The organism is Stieleria varia (genome assembly GCF_038443385.1).
Taxonomy (GTDB): domain Bacteria; phylum Planctomycetota; class Planctomycetia; order Pirellulales; family Pirellulaceae; genus Stieleria; species Stieleria varia.
Genome location: NZ_CP151726.1, coordinates 8770585 through 8785285 on the forward strand (window position 1 = coordinate 8770585; position 14701 = coordinate 8785285).

Consider the following 14701-nt stretch of genomic DNA (forward strand, 5'->3'; position numbering starts at 1 on the left):
GGTGCGGGGGTGCGAATGCAAGAAGAAGCTCAGTGAAGATTTGAAGTTGGTTGGCAAGGAAGCCAACGCCTCCTTCCTCGAAGGATGCGTACCCCTGACTTTAACCCCGAGCAGTCAGCACTTGACTTCAAACCCCACCACGAACTCAACCAACAGAGACCCGATTAAGTTCAACGGCACGCGTAACCGGGCACGCGCGAAAGATTCTCAATTCCAAAATCGCTGGCTCGCGTGCTCCGGTTCACGCGATGGTTCGTCGATTCAACTTTGCGTTGACAAACCGTCAAGGTCAGTTGCAAGAGTTAAGCGATTGCATCAGCCCGGCCCCGCAAACTCGATACCCGAGTAGTTTAGCACCCAGTAGATAAACGCCAGCAATAGTACGAGACCGACGTTCATCAGAACGCTGATCCCACCGAAAACTCTCGCGACAGTAAATCGATATGAAAACACCACCACACAGATCGAACAGATCAGGCTGAGAGCAATCAACGCAAACATCGACACGGCAGTCGCGATATCGTCAAGCCAATTCTTTGTCAGCTGTGGCCAATATGTAACCAGACCGAACAACGCAAACGACGACACAACGGCCATCCATGCGTTTCGGCGGGACGCGGTTGCAAAACGGAAACGCGGTTTAACGCGAGGGCGTTCTATCAAGGATAGCGTCAGTGCAAAAGGGTTCACAGCAAGGTGACCAATGATTGGTTTCTTCGACGAACGCAGAGATCACCCAGCCGCGGCGGTGGTCTCTTGTGGTACGTAACGACGACACCCGCGGCTTGGGTGCATCGACATTGATCATCGCGGTACAAGGAGCGACGGCTGGGAAGCATCGCCGCCCGTTGCCATTGTACCCGGTCAACCCGACCGTGTGTTAATTGAGAACTCCGCTCCGTCTCTGACTCCACGCTGCACTCGATCGCTAGCCGCGTTGATCGGCGGCGTTGACCGAGCGACGCCATTGTGGTTTCCATGTTCATCCGCCCGATGCGTCGCTTCGGTCCAACGCATGGTTCTGTCGTCTTCCGTGGCGGCACTGTACCGCTCGAATGCGACCATTGGATTGTATCGCATGCTCGGACGACACTGCAAATCGAGTCCTGGATTCCGCTCCTGATTTTGCCCCGCCGACGATGTGGCCGAAGTCGAATGCCGAGGCCGGACCGTCACACGCGATCCAATGGCAACAGATGATGATACGAGTCCTGGATCGCCAGCACACGATCTCATGCACAACAGTTCGGCGAGAGGACGCATTGCCGAAGTCAACAACATGCTGTCGGCCCCAAGATCTGCCAACTCATTCGACTGGTCGATCACTACATCGACACGCGACGATCAAGCACGGTTACGACAGAACGCAGAGATCACCCAGCCGCGGCGGTGGTCTCTTGTGGTGCGTAACGACGACACCCGCGGCTTGGGTGCATCGACCTTGATCATCGCGGTACAAGGAGCGACGGTTGGGAAGCATCGCCGCCCGTTGCCATTGTACCGGTTGAACTCGGCCGTGGGCAATTCGATCACTCTGATCAGTTCCTGCCTCCACTCTGCACTCGATCGCTAGCCGCGCTGATCGGCGGCGTTGACCGAGCGACGCCATTGTGGTTTCCATGTTCATCCGCCCGATGCGTCGCTTCGGTCCAACGCATGGTTCTGTCGTCTTCCGTGGCGGCACTGTACCGCTCGAATGCGACCATTGGATTGTATCGCATGCTCGGACGACACTGCAAATCGAGTCCTGGATTCCGCTCCTGATTTTGCCCCGCCGACGATGTGGCCGAAGTCGAATGCCGAGGCCGGACCGTCACACGCGATCCAATGGCAACAGATGATGATACGAGTCCTGGATCGCCAGCACACGATCTCATGCACAACAGTTCGGCGAGAGGACGCATTGCCGAAGTCAACAACATGCTGTCGGCCCCAAGATCTGCCAACTCATTCGACTGGTCGATCACTACATCGACACGCGACGATCAAGCACGGTTACGACAGAACGAATTGCGATCTATGCAGGCACAGGACGTGCATGCATAGATCGGGCGTTGAGCTTTGTCGGAGGTTGACGTCCCGTAGGACTTGGATCGGAGCGTCCAATCCACCCTCAAAAAGATTCTATCTCGAACGACACTCCCGGTGTCAAACCAGGCAGGTACATCTGGATCGCTTTTGCCGGTTCCGGTCCCGTTTCCTTTGCGACTTCTACCTGCGTTTCCAGGTACCAGTCGTAATAATCCGAACCGTAGTGGGCCGTCCAGAACTCTCGGTGTGACTCCCGCTGGCGCTCCGCGTACCACTCCGGACACGTCTCACTCTCTCGCCAGAACAACTCCTTCCACGTCGGCTTGGGCGTTTCACACACCAAACTTAGCTCGATGCTCCCGCAGTGCGCACACTCGGGCAACGATGGAGGCTCCCACTGCGAGTCCATCGAATCGACCGCTTCGGTCGGCGTTTCCGAGACATCCGGCTCTGTCCCCAGCAACTCCTGACAACGAGCCATGTAGCCTGCCAGTCGGTTGTTGCTCCAACCGCCAAAGTACCGAGACTTGGTCAACTGGTCCGGTTGGATGTGCAGACACCAGCGGCGGGTGAACTCGGGCACTGATAGCTTGATCGGGACTTGTTCCCGCTCACCGCCCACACGTTTTCCTTCACGGGCCATGAAGACCACCTCGTCGCTGTCCGCAGCGGTGATGCGGTGGTTGCTGATCGGACCGCCGGTCAAGTAACGCGTCAGGTAGTTGACCACTTCGCCGCCACCACTGGTCTCTCTGGGCGGCGGTTGGATGTAGGCAACCCATTGGGTCGACTCCAGGTTCTTGACGAACACCTCCCAGTTCTCATCGCTTTGCAGGTACTCGAACTTCCCGCCCAGCTTCAGTTTGCCGTCGCGTCGCAAGCGACGAAGTTTCGCGATCGCCCGCTTACGGAAGTCTTCCTTCAACTTCTCGGAGTCGACCAGATAGTAACCATCCGAATTGCGAACCCCCGGCGGCGTCTTGGCTTCTTTCCAGTCATCGCCACTCAAGCTCGGCCCGGCACCGGGCACCAGCATGTGAACATGCCAGTGTGCCTCCAGCTTTTGGTTCCAGGTGTGCAATACGCTGATCGCTGCCGGGTCGTAGTCTTGCTCGGACTTGATGTTTTTCGAAAGACTCTTCCAAGCCGTACTGACCAACAAGTCCGCCAGCTCGTTTCGGTTGGCCAGTGCCAACTCGGAGAGATCGCTCGGCAGGGTGAAGACGACTTGATAGTACGCCACGCCGGATAGGATCAGCTTGGACGCCTTGTCATTGAAGTCCACTCGCTTGCTGCCACTGCATTGGGGACAGTGGCGGTCGCCGCACGAGTTGTACCGTGAACTGCTCTTACCGCAGTCGTTGCACAGATACTCACGACCGCCAAGCACATGCGTGCGGCAAAGCGACAGCTTCGCCAGCACGCTCTGGACTTGGCCGCAAGTCGATGCGTCGACCATCGACGCCGCACCGACCCGCAAAATCTCCGCGACGGTTAGCTTTTCTTGCTCGGCTGCGAATCGTCGTCGTTCTTTGGTTTCCCGTTTTCCTCCGGCGGCCCTTCTTCGGGTATCACGTACGTCGGCAGTTGTTTCACTGGCAGCCAGTCCAGCGGGCTCGGTGCGCTGCTGAGGTGCTCGCGACGACAGTGCAGATAAATCATCGTCGTCAGGAAACTCGCGTGACCCAGCAGCCGACTGATGGTCAGAATGTCCACTCCGGCTTCCAGAAGTCCGGTCGCGTAGCTGTGACGCAGAGCGTGCGGAAAGATCCTCTTTTTGATCCCCGCCCGCTTGCCTGCTTCCTTCATCGCCTTGCGGATTGTCGTGTCGGCGTAGGTCTTGTTGGCCGAGTTGCCCGGGAACAGTAAGCCCTCCGGACGATACTTCAGCCAGTAGATCCTGAGCTCTTTCAAGAGCCTCGGTGAAAGCGGAACGCTTCTCTCCTTGCGTCCTTTGCCGCAGGCGATCTTGACCATCATGCGGTCCGAGTCGATGTCCGCGATGGTCAAGTTGGCGGCTTCGGAGTACCTCATCCCGCAAGCGTAGAGTGTCATCAGAAAGGTTCGATGTTTCAGATTGGGAGTGCACTGGAGCAGCCTGTCGACTTCGTTCCGGCTCAGCACGGTGGGCAGTTTCTTTTCACGTCTGCCGAAGGGCAGCATGGTGACTGGCCAGGAAACGGGGATGGAATGTTTGTAGAGGAACCGTAAGGCACAGACTGCCTGGTTGAAGCTGCTGTAGGAACCCTTTACCTCTTCAATCAGATAAAGCTGGAACAATCGAACGTCTTCCGGGGTTACGCGGTCTAGCGGTTTTTTGATGAAGTCGGCGAACCGCTTGGTGTGGTAGGTGTACGCGTCGATGGTGGCCTGAGCGTAATTGCGAATCTTCAAGTCTTCCGCGAGACGTTTGGTGAGTTCGCAAGAGCGTTTTTGATAGGGAGTCATGTTGTGAATCCTGAGTGGAAAGGGAAACAAAAAAAGGTTGTCCAACCTACGAATGAGATTGGTGTTTCCGAGGCTGCTTACAGTTAGCAAAAGCGCAAGTAAAAACTGGAAATAAAGTCAAAAAGAATCAAAACGTTCAACGATTAACCCGGCGATTTACGGGTCGCATGCGAAGAAAAAAAGAATGAAAGAAAGACTGTCGCGAAGCGAATCAAAGACCTTTGAAAGACACGTCAGCATGCGTGTGCACTGGGGTCAGCCCAGCCCAAGCGGCGGGCGAAAGAAGGTGCGGTGTGCGAATGCAAGAAGAAGCACAATCAACGCTTGAAGTTGGTTGGCAAGGATGCCAACGCCTCCTTCCCCGCAAGGATGCGTACTCCTGACTTGCCCCAAAGAACGATCAGCAATCCACTGCCAGATTCTTCACAAACTCAACCAACAGAGACCCGATTAAGTTCAACGTCACGCGTAACCGGGCACGCGCAAAAGATTCTCAATTCCAAAAACGCTGGCTCGCGTGCTCCGGTTCACGCGATTGTTCCCCTCAAAGTCGCAGTCAACCGTCCCGCGCAACACCGTCGGCAGCGATCTGTTCTTCGAGTGCAGAGACGACGCCCTGGTACAGTTCTGTCATATTGATTACGTCACCGGCCTCAACCCGTTTCACAATCATGTCACGCGGAAACGCCAAGACCATCCGCGATGGATGTTTGATCGCGAAATCCGATCCATGTTCGTCGGTAGCCACAACCCATTCGAATCCCAGTGTCTCGGCAACGACGTCACCGAAAGCACCTCCTAGCAGCTCAAGTGCAGCTTCATCGCCTGACGCGAAGGGTTCGGCGTCAAGAAGCGATTGGAGTGTTGGAATATCGTTAGGCGCTTTCTTCAGTACGTGCTCTGGCCCGAAACGTCGAAGGTATGCGTCAAGCCATTCCCGCTCGGAATCAAATCCCTCAACTTCGGTTTCATCGAGCGGGCGTATGTCCATCAAACTGCCTTCAGTCGGGGAACTACTAAGTTAAACCCTACTCACCCAGTGATATATTTGGATTTCGGGTAATATCAACTACTCAAGTAGCGGATAATACCTGAGAACGCTCGTCTCGTCAAGTTGAGTGATATGCATTAAGATCACCCTACTCGCGGCGTGTCTTCGGTTCGGCTGCCGCGCCGAATTGGGGGACTTGCGTCCAGTTTCCTTCTCTCGTTTCGCTCCATCTAAATTTATAGGGTCAGCATGACGGTTCTTCAATTTGAAAAAGAGGTTTTGCTTTCAGCACAATTTGGGGAAAATGACAAGACTTGGTTCCCCAGGTGGGTGAGGCGATATTCGTTGACTTTGCGAAAAGGGCTTGATGGTGAGTTGGCGGTCAATCGGGGCTCGTGATCCGCTTTTCCAAAGCTTTGCTTGCCAGCGGTGCCCCGGCATGGCAGCGTTGGCAAGCGGTCCGGGCACTTGAGTGCTATCGGGATCTGGTATTGAAGCGATCTGAGCCTGACCTGTCAGACATCGTGGCGACACTGGCACGGCTGGGAAAGCGAGAGAGAAATATCGAATTGGACGCACCACCAACCGCCGAGGAACTTGCTCGATTGCGGGGGAACGTCAATCGCTCTGAGCCGCTCTTGATCCAAACCATGCGGGGTGAAATGCGAGTCCTGCACTATGCAATGGCGACGGAGAGGGCCTACGTGCGTTGGGTCAAGCGATTCATGACGCACGTCGGTTCGGAGAAGTTGGAGCAGTTCAATGAACTCGACATTGCCACCTTCCTAACAGCCCTGGCAACACGCGATCAAGTGTCCGCGAGCACTCAAACGCAAGCGCAGTCGGGGATTCTGTTTCTGTATCAGTGCATTTTGGGAAAACGTTTGGGGTTCATTGACGCAGTAAGAGTGAAGCGTCCTGAGACGTTGCCGGTTTGGTTCAGCCGTGAAGAAATCGGAAAGCTGTTGGATCAATTGACCGGCATACACCGCTTGATGTTCTTGTTGATGTACGGGTCGGGACTTCGGCACAAGGAGTGCCGTCGGCTGCGGATCAAGGACATTTGCTTTGACGCCAAGCACATCGTGGTGCGTGATGGTAAAGGGGAGAAGGATCGAGTGACGTTTTTGCCGGAGCAGGCGATTGCGGAATTGAAGCGTCAGATTGAAACAGCGGAGCGCATGCATCACAGGGACGTTGCCGACGGATTTGAGCAGGTGTATTTGCCGTACGCATTGGGTCGCAAGTATCCCAATGCGTGCAAGGAACTGGGTTGGAAATGGGTCTTTCCTTCTCGTCAGCGCAGTCGAGACAAACGCAGTGGTCAGGTTTGGCGGCACCATATCAGCGAGGAGCAGTTTGCCAATGCTTTGAAAGCGGCGCAGAAAGCGGCCGGGATTACAAAGAACGGGGTGCCGCACTCACTTCGTCACAGTTTCGCGACGCATCTGGTCGAGGACGGGACGGATTTGGCCACGGTGCAAAAGCTGATGGGGCACAAAGACATTGAAACGACGATGAAGTATGTGCATGTCGACGTGGGATTTGATGGCCGCTTGCAAAGTCCGATCGATCGGTTGATGCAACAGGGAGGTTGCCTTGGTGGTGGCAACGCAGGCCGTGTAGCGTCGTTGTGATGTCAGACGTAGAGTCGACGTGCTGGATGGCGCGGGGTTTCTGAGAATTGGCGTGAGAACGGGACGCTCTCGAGAACGCGGCTGAATTGGGCAGGCGTGAGAACCGGACGCTATCGCGTGGCGGCTGATTTGGGTAGGCGTTTTTCGTGCCAGTGGGTGCGAGCTGTTTCACGCAAATGTGTTGTGAAGACTGTTGTGGGTCGCGTGAATGATCCGGGCGAGTGGTCTGTTTGCTTGCCGAGGACGCATGGGGGGACTGCTCGCTTTGCTCGTTGGGTTAGCGTCTCGGAGAGACGATGCTACGTGGTGGTGCGGGCGGATTCGTTGACGCCTGCGGCTTGGCGTTAAACGATGAGCTCCTACCCAGCCCTTCTCTCCCCAGATCCTGACTCGCTGGAAGCTCGCCAGGATCTGGGGAGAAGGGGGCTGTTTTTTCAGTGCTGAGCGGCTGAAGCCTGGACTCCAGCAGGGACTGCTCGCTGCGCTCGTTGGGTTAGCGTCTCGGAGAGACGCTGCTACGTGATGGTTGATTCAAGCTGGCGCAGTGTAGTGCGCCCAGGCCCCAGATCAATTCGTAGCAATCGACCGGGATCACCGTGATATCGGGCTGCGTCGCCCGGCAAAGATCACTCAGGATTTGGAGCGCCGCGGCGTCGGTATCTGGGCTTCGAAAGGTCGGGACGAGCAGGCATTTCGGCCCGACCCTCAAGAAGTTGCAATAACTTTCGGGAACACGTTGGCCGTCAATGTCACGCGGCGGTGGGATGGGCAATCGATGGGCCTTCACTCGGGGAAGCGTTTGCTCGCCCCATTGTTGTAGCTGCCGAAAATTTGCTTCCAGACCAACTGCGTTCTCATCATCGGCGTCATCGCAAACGGCGACAACCACGTTTTGCGTATCCACGAATCGGGCCAATTGATCGATGTGTCCATCTGTATCGTCGCCGATCAAACCGCCACCGTCGATCCAGTTGATTTCGCGAGCGCCGGTCAGCTCGATCAAGTGATCCGTGATTTGCTGCTTGGTCCAGCCGGGATTTCGCGTGTCGGTGACCAGGCATTCGCTGGTCGTCAGCAGTCGCCCGGTTCCGTCCCACTCCATCGCGCCTCCTTCCACGCACAAGGGGCTGTCGATGACTTGCAGGCCGATGTGTTGGGCGAGCTTGGGCGCGACCGCGTCGTCGGCGTCCCACGGTGGGTACTTGCCGCCCCATGCGTTGTAACGCCAGTTGATCGCGTGCATGGTTTGCGTTTCGTCGTCGACCACGAAGGAGGGTCCGTAGTCACGAATCCATGAATCGTTCGTCTCGATGTCGATCCAGTGAACGGAGGGAAGCTGCGACGCCCACTGCGATTGTGCGGCAATGGTTTGTTGGTCTGCGAGGACACAGACGTTGACGTGGGGAGCGAGCTTGCTGATCCAGTCGCGGTAGACCGGAGGAACGTGCTCATAACGTCCCGGCCAAGTCTCCAGGCTGTGCGGCCACGTCAACCAGATAGCGGATTGAGGCTCCCACTCCGCCGGTACTCGAACAGGTTTCACTTACGTTCCTGGGAGAACAGCCATTGAAAGAAGTCATCGCGTGCAAACGTCGCTGACCAACTGTCGTGGTTGACTCCCGGGTATTCGACATAGCGAACTTCGGGAGTATGCCCGGCCAAGGCCAACGCACTGATCATCTCACGCGATCGATTGACCGGAACGACGCTGTCGGCACCGCCGTGAAACGCCCAGACGGGAATGCCGTTGTAGAGCGGCGCCCAAGCCGGGATGCCGCCGCCACAGACGGGGGCTGCTGCGGCGAAGAGTTGGCTGTGATGGGCTGCGGCATACCAAGTGCCAAAGCCGCCCATCGAAAGCCCGGTGACGTAGACTCGCTGAGGATCGACTGGGAGGGTTTCCTGGAGCGACTGGACCAGTTCGATGGTCAGTTGCATCGGGGAGGATGCCTCCTCTTGCAACGAGCGTTTACCGGTCGCTTCGCTCCAGTTCACATTCACCCATTTGTCATCCGTGGGGCACTGGGGAAACACGACGAACGCGGGGTATTGTTGACGCCGGTCGTCGCGGGCAAATTCAGCGGCCCCGTGTACCAGTTGTTTGGCGTTGTCGCTGCCACGTTCACCCGCACCGTGCAAGAACAAAACCAGCGGGTAACGCTTGCCCGGCTCGATGACCGCCGGGGACATGATGCGGTACGAGAGCGATTGGCCAGTTTCGCCGCGATGCTGGTGAGCGTGATAAAGAGTCAAAACGGTCTCTTTGTCGGGTCGATTTGCGTCGGGTCGATTTGCGGAGGACTCCGCTGGTGACTGAGCATGCATGACGCCGGGGGACAAGAGGCAGGTCAATGCGGCGACAAAACCAAGCAACGGAAAAAATCCGAGTCGGGATGGTTTTATCGCGATACCCGGCAAACCGATGAAGTGGGACATGCGAACCTTTGCGGGTTGACTCGACAGGTTTACTCGGCAGGTTTACTCGACCTTGATCTCTTCTTTCACTTTCTGAACAAAGTGAGGCGATTTGCCGCCCTTGCTGAGCTCTTTGGCCCGTTTTTCGGCTTCTTTTTTCTTGTCGAAATCAAAAACCGCGACACGCTTCAGGTTTTGGCTGAAAACGCCCCAGTAGAGTCGCAAGCGTACATTTTCGGCGGTCTTGGAGCGTTTCGACGAAGACTTCTTTTTTTTCTTCGCGACAAGCGCTTTTTCGGCTGCTTCGGCTTCGGCAGCTTTTTCCTTACGATTGACGACCTTTCGGGCCATGGACGGTCTTGGGGGGTGAAGGTGTGGAAGAGGGGAAAATGGACACGGTGCCGAACGCGGCGAAAACGGATCGCCTGGACGACTGTTCTCTCAAATCCTGCGAATTCAGCGGGTTTTCTTGCAAAACAGAGGCCAGCCTCTCCACGAGCGGTTCGCCCCCCCTGACCTTGCGAGGAGGCGGATGGTGGAACGCCACAAGCGGTCTGGTCCTGATTTGAGACCTAGAAAACTACCACGGTTGGACGTGGAACGCCAGACGCCAAACGGCATCCCACCCCATTGCCCGTCGAGGAAAGCTGATAAGCTGGTGGAAATGATCGCTACCCGAGAAACCCATTCTCGCGTATGCTCTTGAATTGTGGGCGCGGTCGCGCCAACGAGTCCCCTCCGAGGAGGGAAGAGAAAACTCTTCTGAGAGAAAACGACAATGCAGGTAAGTGTCTCGGCGCGTCACGGGAATCTTCAGCCCGGAGATCAACAGCTCATTGAGGAAAAAGTAGCCAAGCTACGTCGGCTTTACGACCGCATCAATGCGATCGAAGTGACGGTGGACTTGGAGAATTTGGATAAGCCGCAGGTGGAAATCCAAGCCTCGATCGAACACGCCGACGACTGCGTTGCCACTGCCGATGCATCAACGGTGATTGCCGCACTTGATACGGTGATTCCTAAGATGGAGCAGCAGCTTCGTCGATTGAAAGAAAAGAAAACCGGCCACCGCGCCACTGGACACAAACATTTAGACAATCCCATAGATACCCCTGCCGAAGCCGAGGAATCGTGAGAACAGTCGGCACAGCCGGCCCTCGCGATTGCCGCGGTACTTTGGCGGACGCCCACAGGAGCATTGCCGCCACGTGGTTCGCTTGCACTCATTCACCACCGACATCGGAATCGATCCGAGGGGCGTGACGAATGAGAGGTCTAGTGCGCTGACGAGAGGTACATGTTTCCAAAAGAGGAACCACACCCCATGAAGTTTGCAGATTTTATCAGCACCAAGTCGATTCAAGCCGAGTTAAAGGCGGTCACGAAAGAAGAAGCGATTAAGGAACTGGTTCAGAGTCTATTGGACTCTGGCGAAGTCGCCGCGGATCAACGTGACGAGATCATCGCTGCCATCATGAAGCGAGAAGAGCTTGGTAGTACTGGAATCGGTCGCGGTGTTGCCGTGCCCCACACAAAGCATCCCAGTGTTCAGAAGCTGGTCGGAACGGTGGGTGTCAGCGAAGAAGGCGTTGATTTCGACTCGCTCGACGGCGAGCGTGTTCAGCTTTTCTTCCTGCTGATCAGCCCTCCAGAACGGCCCGGTGATCACCTTCGAGCACTGGAAAACATTTCCCGACAGCTTCGTGACGAAACGTTCTGTCGTTTCTTGAAACAAAGCAAGACTGCAGACGACATCAGTCAGTTGCTGCAGGAAGCCGACGACAACCAATTTGCATCCGGCTGATGTCCCAACCTCTGTCTCGCACCGTCGTTGTTCGCAACTACCAAGGTTTGCACGCCAGGCCAGCAGACATGCTGGTCCGGCTGGCTAATCAGCATCAGTCGCAGATCATGATCGGGCGTGGCGGAGAAGCCGTGGACTGCAAGAGCATTCTGTCACTGCTGACGCTGGGGGCGGCGCAAGGAACAGAATTGTTCGTGACCGCTCAAGGCACAGATGCCCAGAGGGCATTGGATGCGATCGAAGCGTTGTTCGAGTCGGCGTTCGACGAGCCCACCGAGTTAGAGAGCCACATAGAGTCAGAAAGAGGTGCCGAGCCCGCAGGGGAAACCTAACGGCTGACGCCCAATCCGTGCATTTCGGATCAAGCGGACGATCGCGTTCGCTCAAAAAGTTAATACACAACAAGAACACAAAGCTGATGGATCGGTTCGTGCCGCATCAATCGCTAAGATGTCCTCCTTGCCCCGATCTCCGGTGCGAGGCGGTCATCAACGACACTGCCACGGGAACACCCTGTCCGACAACTCGCCGGACAGCTCATTGCCGCCAAAACACTTGTCACTCGCAAACTTGTCGAGCAGTCATCTGCTACCACGACATCGACGACGAAACAGGCTGTCCAAGCGAATCCTGGAATGCAGCGTCCGGCGCTGAGATGCGATACCGCGTGCCGCAGTCCGTTGACCAACGATGGTCGAACTACAAGGAATCCCCGTCTCGCCTGGAGTTGCGATTGGCCCAGCCCTGATTCTGGACGCCGATGGTTATCGCATTCCCCGCTCACTGATCGCCGCCAAAGAAGTGGCCGATGAGTACGCGCGCCTGCGTGCCGCGGTCGACGAAGTCTCCAAGAAGCTGGAAGAGAGCCGCTTGGAAACCGCAGCCGTTGCCGGACAGCACACCGGCGACATCTTTGCCGCTCAATTGCAGATGCTGCATGATCCGCGACTGCAAGCCGAACTGCGGCGACGCATCGAAGTGGAACATCACGCGGCCGCCTATGCGGTCAACCGTGTTCTGAACCATTATGCCGCCGCCCTGAGACGGCTGGACAACCCGCTGCTGGCCGATCGCGCCGAAGACGTCATCGACATCGAAAAGCAATTGTTGTTCCAGCTCGGCGCCGTCACTCGCCAGCCGCTGAGCGATTTGACCGAACCGGTGATCGTGCTTTCGCACGTCTTGACGCCCAGCGAAACGGCGAACTTGGATCGGCGATACGTCCAAGGTTTCTGCACCGAGACCGGCGGTCCCGGTGGTCACACCGCCATCGTCGCCAAAGGACTCGAGTTGCCCGCCGTCGTCGGCATCGGTTCCTTCATCGAATCTGTCAGCGATAACACTCGCGTGATCGTCGATGGCGATCGCGGTCGCGTGATCATCGATCCCGATGCAAAAACCATCGCCGGCTACGAAAAACGTCTGCAACAGCGTCGCAACCTCACGGCGCGGCTTTCAGAACTCGCCAACATTCCCGCCGAGACCATCGACGGCGTGCGAATTCAACTCAGCGCCAACATCGAGTTCCCCGACGAGACCGCCACTTGCCTGCAACGCGGTGCTGACGGCATCGGGCTGTACCGGACCGAGTTCTTGTATCTCGCAAGCAGCGAAGAACCCAGCGAAGAAGACCACTACGAAGCCTACAGCCGAGTCGTCCGCGAGATGGAAGGCCGGCCGGTCGTCATTCGGACCCTCGACTTGGGCGCCGACAAGATGGGGCATCGACCGCTCGCCGAACAAGAACACAACCCGTTCCTTGGACTTCGCAGTATCCGCCTGAGTCTGCGAAATCTGGATCTGTTTCGACCCCAACTCCGTGCCATCTTGCGAGCCGCCGTCCACGGTGACATCCGCGTGATGTTCCCGCTGATCACCACCATCGGTGAGCTTCGCCAAGCACGTATGCTGCTCAACGTCGTCGCGCAAGACCTGGAGGAATCCGGTATCCCACATCGCAGCGACATTCCCGTCGGCATGATGGTCGAAGTCCCTGCGGCGGTCGTGATGCTGGATCGCTTCATCGGCGAAGTCGACTTTTTGAGCATCGGTACCAACGACTTGGCCCAGTACACCTTGGCCGTCGACCGTAGCAACGAGTACGTCGCCGATCTGTATCAATCCAGCGACCCGGCTGTGTTGCGACTGATCCGACAGAGCGTCGAGATCTCCGACCAACACCAAACGCCGATTTCCGTCTGCGGTGAAATGAGCAGCAATCCGGGACGCGCCCTGTTGCTGATCGGCTTGGGCGTTCGCCACTTGAGCGTTCCTCCTTCGGCTCTCTTGAGAGTCAAGAAAGCGATCCGCAGCGTATCCATCGAACAGTGTCAAGCCATTGCGGCTCGCGTGATGTCTCTGGAGGCCGCACGAGATGTCGACCTGTATTTGCTGGATCGATTGTCAGAACTTGTCCCCGAGTTGATCGTGACGTGAACGGCTGCAAAGAACATTGATCCTGTGGAGAGAGACTTCGCAAACGCTTTGAAATGAAATCACCCGAACTCGAAATCACGAACAACGACGACGCTCAGGAATCACCTGAGTTGCTGCGGGTTCGGTATCGAATTCGCTTTTCAAAAACGGACCTTCTGCGTTGGACCAGCCACCGTGACTTGGCTCGTTTGTGGGAACGTCTGCTGCGGCGTGCCCAGTTGAACTTGTCGATGACGGAAGGCTTTCACCCCAAGCCACGCGTTGGTTTCCCCTCCGCACTCGCGTTGGGCACCGAGAGTCTGGACGAAGTCGTCGAAATCGACTTGGCCGAAGAGCTGGCCCCACAAGTGCTGTTGGATCGGCTGGCCGATGACCATCAGCCCGGCTTGACCATCAAGAGCGTGCAACGCATCCCTGTGGAGGCGGGCAAGGCCAAACTGCAGCGAAGCGATTTTCAGGTCGCGTTGCCCGATGGCGTTAGTCCCGACGAACTGCGATCAAACATCGAACAGTTCCTCGGTCAAGAAACCGTGACGATCATGCGTAAGGACAAGCCGCTGACCGTCTCGGTGAAAAAACAAATCAACAACGTGATGATCGAAAACGGAATGCTGATGTTTTCGCTCATCGCCGCCGATGCCGCATCGCTACGTCCGAGCGATGTGCTGGATCTCTTGTCCGCTAGCGACTGGATCGAGCGTGGCACCAAGATCACGAGATCGGCCGTGATCCTCGCTAAAGAATGCGAGCCCAATTCGGACGCTCCCCTTGCCGTGGCGACTTCGCTCCCAGCGAGCGATCCGCCAACGGCCAACTGAACGCTTAACGAGAACACCATTGCCCCCCGATACAACACTAGCCAGCAACACACCACACCCTAAATCGCCTCACAACGAAAACATCCTGCCTGACGGCACCACCACGAGCCAGTTCGACCTG

Annotated in this window: 17 protein-coding genes; 8 read left to right on the forward strand and 9 right to left on the reverse strand. The window is 56.7% G+C overall.

Features of this window, described 5'->3' with window-relative positions; translation table 11 throughout:
* Positions 1 to 315: 315 nt before the first annotated feature.
* Both Pla52nx_RS29705 and Pla52nx_RS29710 read right to left on the reverse strand, forming a co-directional pair.
* Entirely contained in the window at positions 316 to 597 is a 282-nt protein-coding gene (locus Pla52nx_RS29705) for a hypothetical protein (RefSeq protein ID WP_146523888.1), read from the reverse strand.
* Positions 598 to 864: 267 nt separating this feature from the next.
* The gene (locus Pla52nx_RS29710; RefSeq protein ID WP_342190288.1) at positions 865 to 1080 is read right to left on the reverse strand and encodes a hypothetical protein; all 216 of its coding nucleotides are present in this window, start codon (positions 1078 to 1080) and stop codon (positions 865 to 867) included.
* 106 nt (positions 1081 to 1186) lie between these two features.
* Here Pla52nx_RS29710 and Pla52nx_RS29715 point away from each other — a divergent pair, with 106 nt between their 5' ends.
* Positions 1187 to 1573 carry a hypothetical protein gene (locus Pla52nx_RS29715; RefSeq protein WP_342190289.1) on the forward strand — a complete coding sequence of 129 codons (387 nt, stop codon included), beginning with the start codon at positions 1187 to 1189 and terminating at the stop codon, positions 1571 to 1573.
* On the opposite strand, the gene Pla52nx_RS29720 is transcribed toward Pla52nx_RS29715, so the two are convergent.
* Positions 1539 to 1721: a hypothetical protein gene (locus tag Pla52nx_RS29720; RefSeq protein WP_342190290.1), complete on the reverse strand. Its 183-nt coding sequence runs from the start codon at positions 1719 to 1721 to the stop codon at positions 1539 to 1541. The genes Pla52nx_RS29715 and Pla52nx_RS29720 overlap by 35 nt on opposite strands.
* Before the next feature lie 106 nt (positions 1722 to 1827).
* On the opposite strand from Pla52nx_RS29720, the gene Pla52nx_RS29725 reads away from it, so the two are divergent.
* Positions 1828 to 2046, forward strand: coding sequence for a hypothetical protein (locus tag Pla52nx_RS29725; protein ID WP_342190286.1), 219 nt, complete (start codon positions 1828 to 1830; stop codon positions 2044 to 2046).
* Between the two features lie 67 nt (positions 2047 to 2113).
* Here Pla52nx_RS29725 and Pla52nx_RS29730 read toward each other — a convergent pair whose 3' ends face one another.
* The 3 genes from Pla52nx_RS29730 to Pla52nx_RS29740 all read right to left on the reverse strand — a co-directional run bounded on the left by Pla52nx_RS29730 (position 2114) and on the right by Pla52nx_RS29740 (position 5470).
* A complete protein-coding gene (locus tag Pla52nx_RS29730) occupies positions 2114 to 3511 on the reverse strand; it encodes an IS91 family transposase (RefSeq protein ID WP_425289835.1) in 1398 nt (465 codons plus the stop codon).
* Between the two features lie 14 nt (positions 3512 to 3525).
* A complete protein-coding gene (locus Pla52nx_RS29735; protein ID WP_342190238.1) occupies positions 3526 to 4479 on the reverse strand; it encodes a site-specific integrase in 954 nt (317 codons plus the stop codon).
* A 556-nt stretch (positions 4480 to 5035) separates the two neighbouring features.
* On the reverse strand, positions 5036 to 5470 hold the full coding sequence (locus Pla52nx_RS29740; RefSeq protein WP_146523867.1) for a DUF3806 domain-containing protein: 435 nt from the start codon (positions 5468 to 5470) through the stop codon (positions 5036 to 5038).
* 395 nt (positions 5471 to 5865) lie between these two features.
* Here Pla52nx_RS29740 and Pla52nx_RS29745 point away from each other — a divergent pair, with 395 nt between their 5' ends.
* Positions 5866 to 7107 (forward strand): integron integrase, encoded by a 1242-nt coding sequence (locus Pla52nx_RS29745; RefSeq protein WP_342190291.1) that lies wholly within the window; start codon positions 5866 to 5868, stop codon positions 7105 to 7107.
* A gap of 493 nt (positions 7108 to 7600) precedes the next feature.
* Here Pla52nx_RS29745 and Pla52nx_RS29750 read toward each other — a convergent pair whose 3' ends face one another.
* From Pla52nx_RS29750 to Pla52nx_RS29760, 3 genes are read right to left on the reverse strand one after another with little or no spacing between them, the layout of a single operon-like run.
* The gene (locus Pla52nx_RS29750) at positions 7601 to 8650 is read right to left on the reverse strand and encodes an agmatine deiminase family protein (protein WP_146523234.1); all 1050 of its coding nucleotides are present in this window, start codon (positions 8648 to 8650) and stop codon (positions 7601 to 7603) included.
* Positions 8647 to 9543 (reverse strand): alpha/beta hydrolase-fold protein, encoded by an 897-nt coding sequence (locus Pla52nx_RS29755; protein ID WP_146523233.1) that lies wholly within the window; start codon positions 9541 to 9543, stop codon positions 8647 to 8649. Before Pla52nx_RS29755 ends, Pla52nx_RS29750 begins: the two co-directional genes overlap by 4 nt.
* 42 nt (positions 9544 to 9585) lie before the next feature.
* Positions 9586 to 9873, reverse strand: coding sequence for a hypothetical protein (locus Pla52nx_RS29760; protein WP_146523232.1), 288 nt, complete (start codon positions 9871 to 9873; stop codon positions 9586 to 9588).
* Between the two features lie 427 nt (positions 9874 to 10300).
* Between Pla52nx_RS29760 and hpf the strand changes: the two genes are divergently transcribed.
* From hpf to Pla52nx_RS29785, 5 genes are all read left to right on the forward strand, one after another.
* On the forward strand, positions 10301 to 10657 hold the full coding sequence (gene hpf / locus Pla52nx_RS29765; RefSeq protein ID WP_146523231.1) for a ribosome hibernation-promoting factor, HPF/YfiA family: 357 nt from the start codon (positions 10301 to 10303) through the stop codon (positions 10655 to 10657).
* Between the two features lie 189 nt (positions 10658 to 10846).
* On the forward strand, positions 10847 to 11326 hold the full coding sequence (locus tag Pla52nx_RS29770; protein ID WP_146523230.1) for a PTS sugar transporter subunit IIA: 480 nt from the start codon (positions 10847 to 10849) through the stop codon (positions 11324 to 11326).
* Positions 11326 to 11658: an HPr family phosphocarrier protein gene (locus Pla52nx_RS29775; RefSeq protein WP_146523229.1), complete on the forward strand. Its 333-nt coding sequence runs from the start codon at positions 11326 to 11328 to the stop codon at positions 11656 to 11658. The genes Pla52nx_RS29770 and Pla52nx_RS29775 overlap by 1 nt, the downstream gene beginning before the upstream one ends.
* A 358-nt stretch (positions 11659 to 12016) precedes the next feature.
* A complete protein-coding gene (gene ptsP, locus Pla52nx_RS29780; RefSeq protein WP_146523228.1) occupies positions 12017 to 13762 on the forward strand; it encodes a phosphoenolpyruvate--protein phosphotransferase in 1746 nt (581 codons plus the stop codon).
* A gap of 53 nt (positions 13763 to 13815) precedes the next feature.
* Entirely contained in the window at positions 13816 to 14580 is a 765-nt protein-coding gene (locus Pla52nx_RS29785; protein ID WP_146523227.1) for a TIGR03936 family radical SAM-associated protein, read from the forward strand.
* The last annotated feature ends 121 nt before the right edge of the window (positions 14581 to 14701 follow it).